Annotated in this window: 15 protein-coding genes; 9 read left to right on the plus strand and 6 right to left on the minus strand. The window is 74.4% G+C overall.

Going from position 1 to position 15,300, the window contains the following annotated elements; genetic code table 11:
- Nucleotides 1–3 precede the first annotated feature (3 nt).
- Nucleotides 4–801, minus strand: a complete 798-nt coding sequence (locus tag M446_RS10665; RefSeq protein WP_012332114.1) for a 16S rRNA (uracil(1498)-N(3))-methyltransferase — start codon at nucleotides 799–801, stop codon at nucleotides 4–6.
- Between the two features lie 233 nt (nucleotides 802–1,034).
- Between M446_RS10665 and M446_RS10670 the strand changes: the two genes are divergently transcribed.
- Together M446_RS10670 and ubiA are read left to right on the plus strand one after the other, a co-directional pair.
- The gene (locus M446_RS10670) at nucleotides 1,035–1,496 is read left to right on the plus strand and encodes a hypothetical protein (protein WP_043701098.1); all 462 of its coding nucleotides are present in this window, start codon (nucleotides 1,035–1,037) and stop codon (nucleotides 1,494–1,496) included.
- A complete protein-coding gene (gene ubiA, locus M446_RS10675) occupies nucleotides 1,493–2,473 on the plus strand; it encodes a 4-hydroxybenzoate octaprenyltransferase (RefSeq protein WP_012332115.1) in 981 nt (326 codons plus the stop codon). Before M446_RS10670 ends, ubiA begins: the two co-directional genes overlap by 4 nt.
- A 9-nt stretch (nucleotides 2,474–2,482) precedes the next feature.
- On the opposite strand, the gene M446_RS10680 is transcribed toward ubiA, so the two are convergent.
- Nucleotides 2,483–3,004: a DUF6101 family protein gene (locus M446_RS10680; protein ID WP_012332116.1), complete on the minus strand. Its 522-nt coding sequence runs from the start codon at nucleotides 3,002–3,004 to the stop codon at nucleotides 2,483–2,485.
- Nucleotides 3,005–3,325: 321 nt separating this feature from the next.
- Here M446_RS10680 and M446_RS10685 point away from each other — a divergent pair, with 321 nt between their 5' ends.
- Nucleotides 3,326–4,138 carry an inositol monophosphatase family protein gene (locus M446_RS10685; RefSeq protein ID WP_012332117.1) on the plus strand — a complete coding sequence of 271 codons (813 nt, stop codon included), beginning with the start codon at nucleotides 3,326–3,328 and terminating at the stop codon, nucleotides 4,136–4,138.
- Between the two features lie 179 nt (nucleotides 4,139–4,317).
- Here M446_RS10685 and rpsD read toward each other — a convergent pair whose 3' ends face one another.
- From rpsD to murI, 3 genes are all read right to left on the minus strand, one after another.
- The gene (gene rpsD, locus M446_RS10690; RefSeq protein WP_012332118.1) at nucleotides 4,318–4,935 is read right to left on the minus strand and encodes a 30S ribosomal protein S4; all 618 of its coding nucleotides are present in this window, start codon (nucleotides 4,933–4,935) and stop codon (nucleotides 4,318–4,320) included.
- Between the two features lie 173 nt (nucleotides 4,936–5,108).
- Nucleotides 5,109–5,918 (minus strand): alpha/beta hydrolase, encoded by an 810-nt coding sequence (locus M446_RS10695; protein WP_012332119.1) that lies wholly within the window; start codon nucleotides 5,916–5,918, stop codon nucleotides 5,109–5,111.
- 14 nt (nucleotides 5,919–5,932) lie between these two features.
- The gene (gene murI, locus M446_RS10700; protein WP_012332120.1) at nucleotides 5,933–6,805 is read right to left on the minus strand and encodes a glutamate racemase; all 873 of its coding nucleotides are present in this window, start codon (nucleotides 6,803–6,805) and stop codon (nucleotides 5,933–5,935) included.
- A 400-nt stretch (nucleotides 6,806–7,205) separates the two neighbouring features.
- Here murI and M446_RS10705 point away from each other — a divergent pair, with 400 nt between their 5' ends.
- The 5 genes from M446_RS10705 to M446_RS10725 all read left to right on the plus strand — a co-directional run bounded on the left by M446_RS10705 (nucleotide 7,206) and on the right by M446_RS10725 (nucleotide 12,742).
- Nucleotides 7,206–8,876, plus strand: a complete 1,671-nt coding sequence (locus tag M446_RS10705) for a methyl-accepting chemotaxis protein (RefSeq protein WP_012332121.1) — start codon at nucleotides 7,206–7,208, stop codon at nucleotides 8,874–8,876.
- Between the two features lie 135 nt (nucleotides 8,877–9,011).
- A complete protein-coding gene (gene egtB, locus M446_RS10710) occupies nucleotides 9,012–10,271 on the plus strand; it encodes an ergothioneine biosynthesis protein EgtB (protein ID WP_012332122.1) in 1,260 nt (419 codons plus the stop codon).
- 31 nt (nucleotides 10,272–10,302) lie between these two features.
- Nucleotides 10,303–11,286, plus strand: a complete 984-nt coding sequence (gene egtD, locus M446_RS10715; protein ID WP_012332123.1) for an L-histidine N(alpha)-methyltransferase — start codon at nucleotides 10,303–10,305, stop codon at nucleotides 11,284–11,286.
- Nucleotides 11,287–11,305: 19 nt separating this feature from the next.
- On the plus strand, nucleotides 11,306–12,007 hold the full coding sequence (locus tag M446_RS10720; protein WP_012332124.1) for a hypothetical protein: 702 nt from the start codon (nucleotides 11,306–11,308) through the stop codon (nucleotides 12,005–12,007).
- A 12-nt stretch (nucleotides 12,008–12,019) separates the two neighbouring features.
- Entirely contained in the window at nucleotides 12,020–12,742 is a 723-nt protein-coding gene (locus M446_RS10725) for a DnaJ domain-containing protein (protein WP_012332125.1), read from the plus strand.
- A gap of 146 nt (nucleotides 12,743–12,888) precedes the next feature.
- Here M446_RS10725 and M446_RS10730 read toward each other — a convergent pair whose 3' ends face one another.
- Nucleotides 12,889–14,400, minus strand: a complete 1,512-nt coding sequence (locus tag M446_RS10730) for a D-alanyl-D-alanine carboxypeptidase (RefSeq protein ID WP_012332126.1) — start codon at nucleotides 14,398–14,400, stop codon at nucleotides 12,889–12,891.
- Nucleotides 14,401–14,709: 309 nt separating this feature from the next.
- Between M446_RS10730 and M446_RS10735 the strand changes: the two genes are divergently transcribed.
- Nucleotides 14,710–15,048: a phasin family protein gene (locus tag M446_RS10735; RefSeq protein WP_012332127.1), complete on the plus strand. Its 339-nt coding sequence runs from the start codon at nucleotides 14,710–14,712 to the stop codon at nucleotides 15,046–15,048.
- Nucleotides 15,049–15,300: the final 252 nt, after the last annotated feature.

Below are 15,300 nucleotides of genomic sequence, written 5' to 3' on the forward strand. Positions count from 1 at the left end.
GCGTCAGGGCGCCGGCGGTTCGCCCCGCGCATCGCCCAGGACGGCCTGGACCAGGGCGAGCACGGCGACCGCGGCCGTGTCGGCGCGCAGGATCCTGGGGCCGAGCGAGAGGCGGATCGTGGTCGGACGTTCCAAGATGAGGGCGCGCTCCTCCGGCGTGAACCCCCCCTCCGGCCCGATCACAACGGCGAGCGGGAGCGGGACGTTCCCGCCCCGGCCGGCGCCCGCCGGGGGCCGGGCCACGCCCTGCCGGAGCGCCGCGACCGGGTCGCGCACCGGCGCGTCCTCGTCGCAGAAGACCAGCAGGCGGTCCGCCTCAAGGGCGGCGAGCGCTTCCGTCAGCGGCGCCGCCTCGGCGATCTCCGGGATCGCCAGGATGCCGCATTGCTCCGCCGCCTCGACGGCGTTGGCGCGCAGGCGGTCGAGCTTGATCCGGTCGCCCTGGGTGCGGCGCGTGATCACGGGGCGGATCAGGCTCGCGCCCATCTCCACAGCCTTCTGGGCGACGTAGTCGAGCCGCGCCGCCTTCAGGGGGGCGAAGAGGTAGTGCAGGTCCCCGGGCTCCGTCTGCGGCCGGGTCCGGCGGCGCAGGACGAGGTCGCCCGCCTTGCGGCCGGTCGGCCTGATCTCCGCCCACCATTCCCCGTCGCGCCCGTTGAACACCAGCACGCCGTCCCCCTCGCCCCGGCGCAGGACCCCGAGCAGGTAATTCGCCTGGGCGCGGTCGAGGCCGTGGACCACCCCCTCGGCCATCGGCACGTCGAGGAACAGGCGCGGTGCGCTGAAATCATAGGCCGCCATGCGCCCTGGTCGCCGAGCGGGGCCGTGCCTGTCAATGGCGCCGCCGCGCGCCCCCGTTCGGGGAGGGACGCGGCGGCGCGCTCGAATCACGCCACAATCCTGTGCAGAACCTCCGCAACCGCCGCATGCGGCAAGGAACTGTTTGGGGACGGCCGGGCCGGGCCTGGTCGTCGCGTCTCGCGCTGCCCGGGCGGTGGTGATAGAGCCGGCGAGGGGGTTGAGGGATGGTTCGCATGGAGAAGCGCGCCGTGGCGGCACTCGCCGCCGGCTTGTTCGGGGTCGTGCTGCTCGGCGGGGCGGCCCGCGCCCAGGGCGTCGATTGCGGGGCGATCCAGAAGACGCTCACCGAGCGCAAGGACATCGTCGCGCGGGTGAACGCGGCCTCGAAGGGCAAGAACAAGCTCACCGCCGCCCAGGCCTGCTCGCTGTTCACGCGGCTCCAGGCGAACGGCAACGAGGGCCTGAAGTGGATCAGCGCCAACAAGGATTGGTGCTCGATCCCGGATTCCTTCGCGGAGGGCTTCAAGGCCGACCACACCCGGGTCGGCGCCCTGCGCGGCAAGATCTGCGGCGCCGCCCAGCAGCAGGCGGTGATGGAGAAGCGCGCCCGCGCCCAGGCCGAGAATTCTGGGGGCGGGCTCCTCGGCGGGCCCGGCCTGACGGGCAGCTTCAAGCTGCCGCAGGGAGCCCTGTGAGGCCGGCGCAGGTGGCGGAGGAGCCGGCGCCCGGCCTCACGGGTGCCGCCGACCGGCCGGTCGCGGACGCGGTGACCGGACACTGGGTCGACCGGCACGCCCCCGCTTCGGTGCGGCCCTACCTGCGGCTCGCGCGCATCGAGCGCCCGATCGGCTGGTGGCTCCTGCTCCTGCCCTGCTGGTGGTCGGCGTCCCTCGCCGCCGTCGCGACCGGGCGGTTGGGGCCGAATCTCTGGCACCTCGCCCTCTTCCTCGTCGGCGCGATCGCCATGCGGGGGGCAGGCTCGACCTACAACGACATCGCGGACCGTGACCTCGACGCGCGGGTCGAGCGCACGCGGCTGCGGCCGCTGCCCTCGGGGCGCCTGCGGGTGCGGCACGCCCTCGCCTTCCTGGTGGCGCAAGCCCTCGTCGGCCTCGCGGTGCTGCTGCAGTTCAACGCCTTCGCGATCGGGGTCGGGCTCGTCTCGCTCGTGCCGGTCGCCTTCTACCCGTTCATGAAGCGGGTGATGCCGGTGCCCCAGCTGGTCCTCGGGCTCGCCTTCGCCTGGGGCGCGCTGATGGGCTGGGCCGGGCTGGTCGGGCGGCTCGATCCGGCGCCGCTCTGGCTCTACGCCGGGGCGATCGCCTGGGTCATCGGCTACGACACGATCTACGCGGTCCAGGACATCGAGGACGACGAGATCGCCGGCATCAAGTCCTCGGCGCGCTTCTTCGGCACCCACGTGCGGGCGGCGGTGGCGGCCTGCTTCGCCGGCGCGGTCGCCTGCATCGGCGTTGCCGCGGCGCAGAGCGGGGTGGGTCCCCTCGGCTTCCTCGGCCTCGTCCTGTTCGCGGGCCACCTCGCCTGGCAGGTGCACCGCCTCGATCCGCGCGACGGGGCCCTGGCCCTGCGGCTCTTCCGCTCCAACCGCGATGCCGGGCTGATCCTGTTCGCCGGCCTCACCCTCGACGCGCTCTGGCAGGGGCTCGCCTGACCGCCGGGCTCAGACGCTCCGGTCGGTGAGGGGGGCCTCCTCCCGGTACACGGCCGGGCGCAGGGGCAGCTTGCCGGTCTTGCGGCGGCACAGGAAGCGCGGCCGGCGGTGGTTGAGGAGCCCGTGGCGGCGGCGGATGCGCACCGCGCCGAGCTTGACCCGGCCGATCTGCGCGCCCATCGCGGTCACCGCGCCGTCCTCCTGGATCACCAGGAGCGGCAGGCCGGTCTCGGCCCCGAGGCGGCGCCACACCGCGACGACGTCCGCGTCGCCGTAGAGGCCGAGCTGCATCAGCGGGTCGCCGTCCCGGTCGAGCAGCATCACGGCGAAGCGATCCTCCCCGGCCGCGTCGCTCGCCTCGGCGTCGAGGCAGAGCGCCACGCTCGCCGCCCGGCCCGCGCCGGGCATCCGGCCGACGATCGGGAGCGGGGACGGCTCGGCCTGGACCGGCCCGCGATGGATCGTGGGCAGCGGGCCGAAGGGCCGGCGCGGGGTGGCTTGGCGATTCGTGCGGTTCGATCTCGTGGCCATGGTTCTGCTCGACGCCCTGTCCGCGTGAGGCGGCGGTCTCTGACGGACCGTCCGCTGTTGAGGGCAGATTGCCTCGTCGGCGCTCAGAAGGCCTTAAAGCGCAGCGTTAAGCGATGGTTCGCGCCGCCTCTCCGCCGCGGATGCTCAATAGTTCCTTCCCCGGTCCGGCATCATTTCGCATTGATCCTGGCGCTGACCCATGGGTCGTCCTTGTGGCGGGGCGGCACGGCGCCTAAAACGGGACCCTCGTTCTGCACCGCCCTCCCGCGGGTTCCGGTCGGCGCGGGCTGCCCCCTGGTCCACTCGCACGGTCCCGTCCCCATGGCCTCCCCCCTCGACCCGCGCGCGCTCCTCCCCCAGGTCCGCGCCACCGTGCGCGAGGCGGCGCTGCTGGCGCTGCCCTTCTTCCGCGCGGGCGAGCGCACGACCGCGCGCGTCTGGAGCAAGTCGGGCGGCTCGCCGGTGACCGAGGCGGACGTCGCGGTGGACACGTTCCTGAAGATCCGGCTGAGCGAACTCGCCCCGCGGGCGGCGTGGCTCTCGGAGGAGACGCGCGACGACCCGGTCCGGCTCGCGCACGACCTCGTCTGGATCGTCGACCCGATCGACGGCACCCGGGCCTTCCTGTCGGGGGATCCCGACTGGTCGATCGCGATCGCGCTCCTGGCGGAGGGCGAGCCGGTGCTCGGCATGGTGGCGGCGCCCGTGACCGGGCTCCTCTACGAGGCCGTGGCCGGGGAGGGGGCGCGGCGCAACGGCGAGCCGATCCGGGTCACCGATCAGGCGGACCTCGCCCGCGCCCGGGTCGCCGGCCCCAAGCCGATGGTGGACCACCTGGAGCGCGCGCTCGGCCTCGGCGGGACGCCGGACGCGCTGGTTCGCCTGCGACGCATCCCCTCGCTGGCGCTGCGGGTGGCGCGGGTGGCCGAGGGGCTGGTCGATGTCGGGCTGATCTCGTCGGATGCCCGCGACTGGGACCTCGCCGGGGCGGACCTGATCCTGCGCGAGGCGGGCGGGGCGATGCTGGATCTCGCCGGCCGCGTGCCGTCCTACAATCGCCGCGAGCCGGTCCACGGCGAACTCGTCGCCGCGCCGCAATCGATGCAGGCAGCACTCCTGTCGGCGATGCGCTGAGGGCGCGCCTGCCAAGAGGCGCGCCGAAAATCGTGCGAAGAGACGCGCCAAGAAACCCGGGAAGAGACGCGCGAGGCAGCGCGCCAAGAAAACGGCCAAGAAAACGGCCGAGAAGACGGCCAAGAAAAAGGGCGGGCGCCGTTCGGCACCCGCCCGCGTCGAGACCCCGCGGCCTCGGATCAGCGCGAGTAGAACTCGATGACCTGGTTCGGCTCCATGTGCACCGGGTAGGGCACCTCGGAGAGGGTCGGCACGCGGGTGAAGCGCGCGGTCATCTTGCCGTGATCCGCCTCGATGTAGTCCGGCACGTCGCGCTCGGCGAGCTGCGAGGCCACGACCACGATCTCCAGCTGCTTGGAGGATTCCTTCACCTCGATCACGTCGCCCGGCTTCACGAGGTAGCTCGGGATGTTGACGCGCTGGCCGTTCACCCGGATGTGGCCGTGGTTCACGAACTGGCGGGCCGCGAAGGGGGTCGCCACGAATTTCGACCGGTACACGACCGCGTCGAGGCGGCGCTCCAGCAGGCCGACGAGGTTCTCGCCCGAGTCGCCGCGCAGGCGGATCGCCTCCGCGTAGTAGCGGCGGAACTGCTTCTCGGTGATGTTGGCGTAGTAGCCCTTCAGCTTCTGCTTCGCGCGCAGCTGCGTGCCGAAGTCGGAGAGCTTGCCCTTGCGGCGCTGTCCGTGCTGGCCGGGGCCGTATTCGCGCCGGTTGACGGGGCTCTTGGGGCGGCCCCAGATGTTCTGGCCCAAGCGGCGATCGAGCTTGTGCTTGGCCTGGATACGTTTTGACATCGCGTGTCCTCAGGGAACGAACGATTGGCGAGGAACGCGCCCTCCTCTTCCCTGGCGGGACGACAGACCGGCCGGACGACCGTTCACGGGTGCGCTGAAACAGCCGCGGGGCCCCGAAGGACCCCGCAAGCCGGGCGCTGTTACGCGGGAACGGCGCGAAGGTCAAGGGTTGATCAGCCGGCGACGCATCCCGCGGGGATCGCGGCCCGGAACAGCGCCTCGGCCTCCGCGTCCCGCTGTCCGAGCAGGCTGACGTGGTCGCCCGGCACCGGGAGGAAGCGCGTGCCGGGGGGCGCCGCCCGCGCGAGGCGCTCGGCGAGGGCGAGGGGAATCAGCGGGTCGGCGTCGCCGTGCACGATCAGGATCGGGCCCGCCACCGCGCCGATGCGCGCGTCCGAGCGCCAGGTGTCGCGCAGCACGAAGGCCGGCAGAGCGGGAAAGAACAGCCGCGCCATCGAGAGCATCGAGTCGAACGGCGCCTCCAGGTAGAGCCCGAGATGCGGGCGCGTGGCGGCCACCGCCACCGCGACCGCCGTGCCGAGCGAGTGGCCGTGCAGCAGGACGGGTGCCCCGGGCGCGCGCCGCGCCGCCTCGGCGAGGGCCGCGAGGCCGTCCGCCACCAGGCCGCGCTCGCTCGGGCGGCCGGTCGAGCCCGCATAGCCCCGATAGGCCAGGGCGAGCAGGCCCCAGCCCCGCGCCCGCCACGGACCGGCCGCGAAGCGGGCGGCGTGACGCTCCGGGAGCGAGGCGTTGCCGTGGAACGTCACGACCACGCCGCAGCCCGGGGCGGGCGGGCGCCAGAGGGCGCGCAGGATCTCGCCGTCCGCAGTCGGCACCCGGATCGCGGCGGTGCCCTCCGGCGGAGCGGGCAGGGCGTCGTAGGTGAAGGAGGCGCCCGGGTAGATCATCCGCCGCTGCACCGCGACGAGGCCGGGCGGCAGCGCCGCGACGAGGAGCGTCGCGGCGGCGACGAGGAGGAGCACGGTCCGGCGCCGCCTCATTGCCGCGGGCTGGGCATCGCCGTCACGGCGACCTTCCCGAGCCCGCGGGCGGCGAGGGCCGCGCGCAGAGGGGCGGTCAGGCCCTCGCCGCCGGTGAACACCGCGAGCCCGGGCGTCGCCTCAGGGTCGGTTCCCCGCGGCGCGGGCCCGAGCAGCGCGGCCATGCGCCGGGCGACGGCCGGGGCGGGGTCGATCCAGGTCACCGGCCAGGGCGCCAGCCGCTCGAAGCGGGCGAGGAGCAGCGGGTAATGGGTGCAGCCGAGCACCACCACGTCGGTGCGCGCCGATCCCTCACCGACGAAGCAGGGAGCGATCTCCTCGCGCAGCACGTCGTCGTCGACCGGGCACCCGGCGAGGTCGGCCTCCGCGAGCGCCGCGAGCCGGGTCGCCCCGACCAGCGTCACCGCGCAGGTCCCCGCATAGGCGTCGATCAACTCGCGGGTGTAGTCGCGCCGGACCGTGCCGGGCGTGGCCAGGACGCTGATCCGGCCCGTGCGCGTGGCGGCGGCGGCCGGCTTGATCGCCGGCACGGTGCCGACGAACGGGACGGCGAAGCGCGCGCGCAGGGCCGGGAGCACGAGGGTCGTGGCGGTGTTGCAGGCGACCACGACGAGGTCGGGCGCGTGAGCGGCGACGAGCCGCTCCATGACGGCGACCACGCGGGCGACGAGCATCTCCTCCGACAGGTCGCCGTACGGGAAGGCCGCGTCGTCGGCGGCGTAGACGATCCGGGCGTCCGGCCGCGCCCGCCGGAGCTCCGACAGGACCGTGAGGCCGCCGAGGCCCGAATCGAACACCAGCACCGCGGGCGCCCGCGGCCCGGGCGCGAGCGGGGCGGCGCCGGTCCCGGCCAGAAGATCGATCCGCATGCGCGTCAACTCGTTGGGGCGGGGTGCGTTTCCGGACTCTGTCGTCCGGCTCTTAAGACTTGGTCACCGCAGACTTGGTCACCGCGCCGCCCGGCCCGACGCGGCGGGGGCGCGGGGCAGGCTTGGCGGAGGATTGGGACGAGATTGCAGCGGCGGCGGCCGGCATCGGGCCTCCGCGCCGCGCGGCCCGCGCCGGGCGCCGCCGCGGAGGCGTCACCACACCCTCGCCGTCTCCCGCCGCGCGACGCAGCGTCGGGCCTCGCGTGCCGCCGTCTTCCTCAGAGGAATGGGAGTAATTTCTTCAAATCTGTCGACGAGGATGGCGCCACTCTCGCCATACTGCCGCGGTGCGGGCCAGGGATGTGGGGCCGCGCCGCGGGCCGACCGGGCTCTCGACATCATGACTCGTTTCCGCACCATCAAGGCTCGCCTCGCCTCGACCCTGGCGCTGCTGAGCGTCCTCGTGCTCCTGGCGAGCGCGCAGGGCAACATCGCCCTGTCGCTCCTGCGCGCGAGCCTCGACGCGGTGGCCAACGGGCGCGTCGCGGCCCTGGCGCGCTGCGAGGAGATCCGCAACCGCTACGACGATCTCCTCGGGCTGGCGCGCCAGATCCGCGACGCCACCCAGCCCGCCTCGGTGGCCGAGCAGAGGAGCGCGGCGATCCAGGCGCAGATCGACGCGACGTGGCGCGATGTCCCCCGCGACCTCTCCGACCCGGGCGAGCGGGCGCTGTCCGACCGCGTCGCGGAGCGGATCGAGGCCCATCGCGGCGCCCTGCGCGCGACCTTCGCGGCGCTCCGCGACGGCGCCGTCGACGGCCAGGGCGCGGTGCGCAAGGTGCTGGCCCTGTCGGAGGAGATGCAGCAGGTGATCGCGCCGCTGCTCGCCCACGAGACCGCCGCGGTGCGGCGCGAGCACGCCCGCGCCGCGCAGGCCGCGGCGTGGTCCTTCGCGGCCCTGATCGGCGTGCTGGCGCTCGCCGGGCTCGCGCTGGCCTACGCGGTCTTCGTGCTGCTCCACGGCGTCACGCGCCCGCTCGCCGCGATCACCGCCACCACGACCCGCCTCGCGGGCGGCGACCTCGACGTCGCCATCGCCGGAGCCGAGCGGCCCGACGAGGTGGGCGCGCTCGCCCGGGCGGTCGCGGTCTTCCGGGAGGCGCTGCGGGCCAAGCGGGCGGCCGAGACGGCCTCCGCCGCCGAGACGGCGGCGCGGATGCGCCGGGCGCAGAGCCTCGAGGCGGCGACGCGGAGCTTCGAGGCCGAGGTCGCCACCCTGAGCCAGTCCCTCGCGGGGGCCGCCGCCGAGATGGAGGCCACCGCCCGGTCGCTGACCGGGACCGCCACCCAGGCGAGCGCGAGCGTCGAGGCGGCGGCGGATTCCGCCGCGCGGACCGCCTCCCATGTCGGGGCGGTGGCGGCGGCGAGCGAGGAGATGACCGCCTCGATCCGGGAGATCTCCGGGCGGATCGGCCACGCCGCGCAGATGGCCGGACGGGCCGCCGAGGCGGCGGGCCGCACGGACGGCATCGTGCAGGGCCTCGCCCGCCGCGCCGAGACCGTCGGGGAGGTGACCGGGCTCATCTCCTCGATCGCGAGCCAGACCAATCTCCTGGCGCTCAACGCGACGATCGAGGCGGCGCGGGCCGGCGAATCGGGCCGCGGCTTCGCGGTCGTCGCCGCCGAGGTCAAGCAGCTCGCCGAGCAGACCGCCAAGGCCACCGAGACCATCGCCCAGCAGGTCGCCTCCGTTCAGGCGGGAACCCGCGAGGCGGTGACGTCGATCGGGGAGGTCCAGCGCACGGTGTCGGAGATGCGCGACATCGCGGCCGCGGTGGCCGCCGCCGTCGAGGAGCAGGGCGCCGTGACGCAGGACGTGGCCCTCAGCGTCGCGGAGGCGGCGCAGGGCACCGGCGGGGTCACCCGCAGCATGGAGACGGTGCGCGAGGCCGCGGCGCGGACCGGCGCGGCGGCGGGCCACGTGCTCGCCTCGGCCGGAGGCCTGTCCCGGCAAGCGGAGCGCCTGAGCGCCGAGGTGGCCGGCTTCCTGCGCGACGTGCGGCGGGCCTGAGCCGGCGGGAGCGCCCGTCGCTCCGGCGGCGCGGGGCCGCGCGCCGGGCCGGCGTCACCAAGCGTGGCAGAGAAACGAATTCCCTGCCGGGGCGTTGTCGCTGGACCAGAGGTCTACGCCCAGGGGAATTCCGAGATGGCAGCCACCGCGACCGCGCCGGCCCCGCAGACGCGTCCCGCCTTCCCGCCGCCCGCTCTCACCGCCCGCCCGATCGACCGCGCCGCCTGGATCGCCGCCTTCCGGCACGTCCGGGACGAGACCGAGGCCCGCGCCGCGCCGCTCTCGCCCGAGGACCAGCAGATCCAGTCGATGCCGGACGCCAGCCCGACCAAGTGGCACCGGGCCCACACGACCTGGTTCTTCGAGCAGTTCCTGCTGAAGGACCATGCCCCCGGATACCGGATCTTCGACGAGCGCTTCCTGTACCTGTTCAATTCCTATTACGTGGCGGCCGGCCCGCGGGCGCCGCGGATCAGCCGCGGCCTGGTCACCCGCCCGACCTGCAGCGAGGTCGAGGCCTACCGCGCCCATGTCGACCGCGCCGTCCGCGCCCTGCTCGAGGCGGCGCCGGAGGCGGCCCTGCCGCAGGTGATCGCGATCCTGGAGATCGGCCTGTTCCACGAGCAGCAGCACCAGGAATTGATGCTCACCGACATCCTGCACGCCTTCGCGCAGAACCCGCTCCTCCCGGCCTACGATCCGGCCTGGCGCTTCCCCGCCCCGGCGCCGGCCGAGGGCGTGCTGCGCCTCGATGGCGGCGTCGCGGCGATCGGCCACCAGGGCGCGGGCTTCAGCTTCGACAACGAGCATCCCCGCCACGACGTGCTGCTGCGCCCGGTCGCCCTCGACCGGGCCCTGGTCACCAACGGCGAGTGGCTCGACTTCATGCAGGATGGCGGCTACGCGCGGCCGGATCTGTGGCTGTCGGACGGCTTCGCCGCGGCGCAGGCCGAGGGCTGGGAGGCGCCCGGCTACTGGCGGCGCTGCGCGGACGGGGTCTGGTCGAGCATGACCCTGGCGGGGTTGAGGCCGGTCGACCCGGCCCTGCCGGTCACGCATGTGAGCTACTACGAGGCGGACGCCTTCGCCCGCTGGAAGGGCCGCGACCTGCCGAGCGAGGCCGAGTGGGAGGCGGCCTCGCGGGAGGGACTCGACGGCGCCTTCGGGCACGTCTGGCAGTGGACCCGCAGCAGCTATTCCGCCTATCCGGGCTACCGGCCGGTGCCGGGCGCGCTCGGCGAGTACAACGGCAAGTTCATGGTCAACCAATTCGTGCTGCGCGGGGCCTCGGTGGCGACGCCGGCGGGCCACAGCCGGGCGACCTACCGGAACTTCTTCTATCCGCACCAGCGCTGGCAGTTCACGGGAGTCAGACTATCTCACGCCCTGGCCTGAGGCGGCTGCGCCTCCCTCCCCGGAGTTGCCCGTGAACGCACCGATCCCCCACCTGCCCCCGGCGACCCCGCTCGCCGCTCCGGCGAGCTTCGCCGAGGACGTGCGCGCGGGCCTCACCGCGGCGGACAAGCACCTCGCGGCGAAGTACTTCTACGACCGCGAGGGCTCCGCCCTGTTCGAGGCGATCACGCGCCTTCCCGAATACTACCCGACCCGCACCGAGCTCGGCATCCTGGCCCGCCACGGGGCCGAGATCGCCGCGAGCCTGCCGCCGCGCGCGGCCCTCGTCGAATTCGGCAGCGGCTCGACCCAGAAGGTGCGCCGCCTGCTCCCGCACCTGCCCGACCTCTCCGCCTACGTGCCGGTCGACGTCTCGGAGGCGTTCCTGCGCAGCGAGGCCGAGGAGCTCGGGCGCGACTTCCCGGGCCTGCGCGTGCTGCCGGTCCCGGGCGACTTCACGCAGGTCGTGACCCTGCCGCGGGACGCCGCCGCGGCGCCGCGCGCCGGCTTCTTCCCCGGCTCGACCATCGGCAATTTCGAGCCCGAGGCGGCCGCCGCGCTGCTCCGCCACTTCGCCGCGACGCTCGGGCCGGACGCGGTGCTCTTGGTCGGCGTCGACCTCGTCAAGGACGAGGCCGTGCTCGAGGCCGCCTACGACGACGCGTCCGGGGTCACGGCGGCCTTCAACCTGAACCTGCTCCGGCGCATCAACCGCGAGGTCGGGGCGGATTTCGACCTCTCGGCCTTCGCGCACCGCGCCTTCTTCAACGCCGCGCAGTCGCGGATCGAGATGCACCTCGTCAGCCGGCGCGCCCAGACCGTCACGGTGGCGGGCGTCCCGATCCGCTTCCGGGAGGGCGAGACGATCCACACCGAGAACAGCTACAAGTACACGCTCGACGGGTTCCGGGCGCTGGCGGGCGCGGCGGGCTGGGAGGGCAGGGCGGTTTGGACCGATCCGGACCGGCTCTTCTCCGTCCACGCGCTGCGCGCCAGCACGATCCGGCGCCACTGACCGGGCCTGGGCTGACGGCATGGGCGCGCGCTCGGGCCCTCCCGCTCCGGCCGACCCGGCCGCGGTCGCCGCCTTCCTCGACCGGGCGCGCCGCCTCGCCCCCGCCGCGACGGCGGCGCCGCGGCTGATCTTCGCCCTCGACGCGACGATGAGCCGCCAGCCGACCTGGGACCTCGCCTGCCGGCTGCAGGCCGGGATGTTCGAGGCCACGGCCGGCCTCGGCGGGCTCGCGGTGCAGCTCGTCTACTTCCGCGGCCTCGGCGAGTGCCGGGCCTCGCGCTTCGTCGCCGACGCCCGCGCCCTCACCGACCTGATGGCCGGGATCGCCTGCCGCGGCGGCCAGACCCAGATCGCCCGCGTGCTGCGCCACGCCCGCGCCGAGGCCGCCAAGGGTCCGGTGAAGGCCCTGGTCCTGGTCGGCGACGCGGTCGAGGAGGATCTCGACGGCCTCTGCGCGCTCGCGGGGGAACTCGGCCTGCTCGGCGTGCCGGCCTTCTGCTTCCGGGAGGGGGAGGATCCCCAGGCCCTGCGGGGCTTCTCGGAGATCGCCCGGCTGTCGGGCGGCGCCCACGCGCCCTTCGACCGGGCCGCGCCCGCGACCCTGGCGGGGCTCCTGCGCGCCGTCGCGGTCTACGCGGCGCGGGGACTCGACGGACTGCGCCTCGCCGCGCGAGAAGACGCGCAGGCGCGCCGGCTCCTCGGCGCCATGACGCCGCGGTGATCGCCCCCAGCCATGATCCCTCTCGGTCTCGGCGTGCTCGTCCTCACCGGCCTGTGGTGGCTCGGCCGCAATGCCAGCACCGCCAACCCGGCCACGCTCGCCAAGCTGCTGCGGCGCCTCGGCGGGCTGCTCGCCCTGGCGGCCGCCGCGCTGCTGTTCCTCCGCGGGCGCTTCGACGCGGCGATCCTCCTCGGCCTGTTCGGCGGCTCGCTCCTCGGCTGGCGGCAGATGCCAGCCCTCCCGTTCGGCCTCGGCGGGGCGGCGGCGCCGCGCGCGGCCGGCACCGCGTCCCGGGTGCGCTCGGCCACGGTCGAGATGGAACTCGACCACGACACCGGCGCCCTGCGCGGCCGGGTGCTGACCGGGCCCCTCGCCGGGCGGGACCTCGACACGCTCGGCCTGCCGGACCTGCGCAGCCTCCTCGCCGCCGCCCGCGCGGGCGACCCGGAGGGCGAGAAGCTCCTAGAGGCGTATCTGGATCGCCGGTTTGCCGGATGGCGTGAAGACGCTGAGCGCGACGCGGACCCGCGGCCGGGCGGAGCGGCGCAGCCAGGGCCGATGGCGGAGGATGAGGCTTATCAGATCCTGGGGCTTCAGCCCGGGGCGTCCGCCGAGGAGGTGCGGCGCGCGCACCGGACCCTCATGAAGCGGCTGCACCCGGACCAGGGCGGGTCGGACTACCTCGCGGCGCGCGTCAACGCGGCCAAGGACCGGCTTCTCAACCGACATCGCTGATACTCCACGCGCGTGTCGACGGAACGGGCGGGCCGCGGCCCGCGTGACGGGCGGATCGCGGCCCGCGGTTGTTGCGGGCCGCGTCCGGCCCGCGAGACGGCACGCCCGGCGCCCCTCGCGGCCGCCGGGCCGCGGCCCTCGCAGCCTCAGCTGCGGGTCGCGAAGCAGGTGAAGCCGTTGCGCTTCAGCGCGCGGCAGGCGTCCTGGGCGCTCTCGGCCTCGCTGAAGCCGGAGAAGCGGGCGCGGAACAGGGTGGTGCCGCCGTGGGTCACCCGCTCGGTGAAGGGCGCGGCCTTGGCGAGCACTCCGCCGCTGCGCTGGCGGGCCTCGGACAGCATCGACTTCGCCTTGCCCTCGTCGTCCATGGCGCCGAGCTGGATCACCCAGGGCGTCACCGAGACGGGCTTGGCGGCGGGCTTGGCGGCCTGCGCCTCGCCGCGGGCGGGCGGCGCCGGTGCCCGCGCCTCGCCGGGCTCGGCCGAGGGCAGGCGCGCCGCGTACTTGCCGCCCGGGGCCGGGAAGGCGGGGTCGGAGGCGGGCGCGTAGGCCTGGGCGGAGGAGGGGAGGCCCTGGCCCGCCCGCCACTTGCCCCCGGACGGGGTCGCGGTGTCGCGGGAGGCCGGGGACGTCTCGGGGGAGGGGCCGGCGCGGGTGGTGGAATTCGTCGTCTCCACGCCCTCGTCGTCGTCGTCCGCCGCCGCGACGAGGGTGCGGGTCGTGGCCGAGCGCTCCGCCACCACGGCCGGTCGCGAGCGCTCGGCGAGTTCGGTCACCGGCGGGGTCGTGCGCGCCCCCGCATAGGCCTTCGGCAGGTTGCCCTGGACGAGGCGGGTCATGATCGCGTCGCGGCTCGCCACCGACTTGCCGCCGAGCACCACTGCCACGATGTGGCGGTCGGCGAGCCGGGCCGAGGTCATCAGGTTGAAGCCGGAATCCCGCGTGTAGCCGGTCTTGATGCCGTCGACCCCCTCGACGCGGCCGAGCAGGTGGTTGTGGTTGCCGATGACCCGGCCGCGGAAGGCGAAGGAGCGGGTCTGGAAGTAGCGGTAATAGCGCGGGAAGCGGTCCTGGATCGCCCGCGCCAGGACCGTGAGGTCCCGCGCCGTCGTGATCTGGTCGCTGTCGGGCAGGCCCGAGGCATTGGCGTAGTGGGTCCGCGACATGCCGAGGGCGTGCGCCTTGCGGGTCATCATCTCGGCGAAGGCGCCCTCGGAGCCCGCGATGTTCTCGCCGATCGCGCAGGCGACGTCGTTGGCCGATTTCGTGACCAGCGCCTTGATCGCCTCCTCGACCGTGATGGTCGATCCGGGGCGCAGGCCGAGCTTCGAGGGCGCCTGCCGGGCGGCGTTCGCCGAGATCTCGAGGGGCGTGTCGAGGGACATCTTGCCCCGCTCCAGCTGCTCGAACAGCAGGTAGAGCGTCATCACCTTGGTGATCGAGGCGGGGTGGCGCAGGGCGTCCTCGTTCACCGCGTGGAGCACGCGGCCGCTCTTCACGTCCACCACCATCGCGGCGAAGGGCGGGTTGTAGCCCCCGCCGCCGCCGTGATGATGCCCGCGTCGGCGGGCATCCGCCGGATGCGTCATGGCGGTCAGGACGGCCGCGGCGGCGATCAGGGCGGGAAGGGAACGACCAGAGGTGCCGCGAACGCCACGCATCACGAACTCATCCTACGCCTCGCCGCGACGGAGGCTCCGGCGCGGCCGGCCCTGACGGACCGCCCCTCGCCCGCGGAGACTCGACGCCCCCGTCGCCGCGGCATCACTGTCAATCAGGCTAGGCGGGCGCAGTTACGCCCGGGTTAATGGCCACGGTGGCGTGTATTGTGCGGTGCACAAGAAACGCTTGACGGCCGGTTGTGCAGTGCACATATTCCGGCCCGCGGCAGGCCAGACGCGCGGGCGCCTCCGCTCCGACCTCCTGCAACCGCGCCCCGAGGGGCGGCGCCGAGTGCGCCGTAGACCGTGATGAGCCAGCAGTTCGACACCGCCCAGAAATTCGGCAAGGAAGCCGTCGACACCTTCCTGCGCAGCTTCGGCACCCTGTCGAAGGGCAGCCAGGCGATCGCCGTCGAGGTGGCGGACTACGCCAAGCAGTCCTTCGAGCAGACCTCCGCCACCGTCGAGAAGCTCGCCGGCGTGCGCTCGCTCGACAAGGCCATCGAGATCCAGACCGAGTACCTGAAGAGCTCCTACGAGCGCTTCCTGGCTCAGTCGACCAAGATCGCCGAGCTGTACGGCAGCCTCGCCAAGGAGATGCTGAAGCCCTACGAGACCCTGGCCGCCAAGGTTCCGGCCGCCGCGTAGGGCGGCCGCGGCGGGCCCCGCGGCCCGCGCTCGGGCCTCCCGGCCCACTCGGGCCGCCAGGCCCGCTCCCAGGCGCATCGCAGAACGGCGCGGACCGCCCGGTCCGCGCCGTTCTCGCGTTGGGCAACGGCCCCGCGCAAGCCTCAACCATGACAAGAGGGCGCAGCCGTCTGGCGCGCCCGGTCCTCGGCCTATAGATTAGGCTCGGATCCGGCACGGGGCGTGCTACGTTGATGCCGGTCTGCAGCGTCC

The organism is Methylobacterium sp. 4-46 (assembly GCF_000019365.1).
GTDB lineage: Bacteria > Pseudomonadota > Alphaproteobacteria > Rhizobiales > Beijerinckiaceae > Methylobacterium.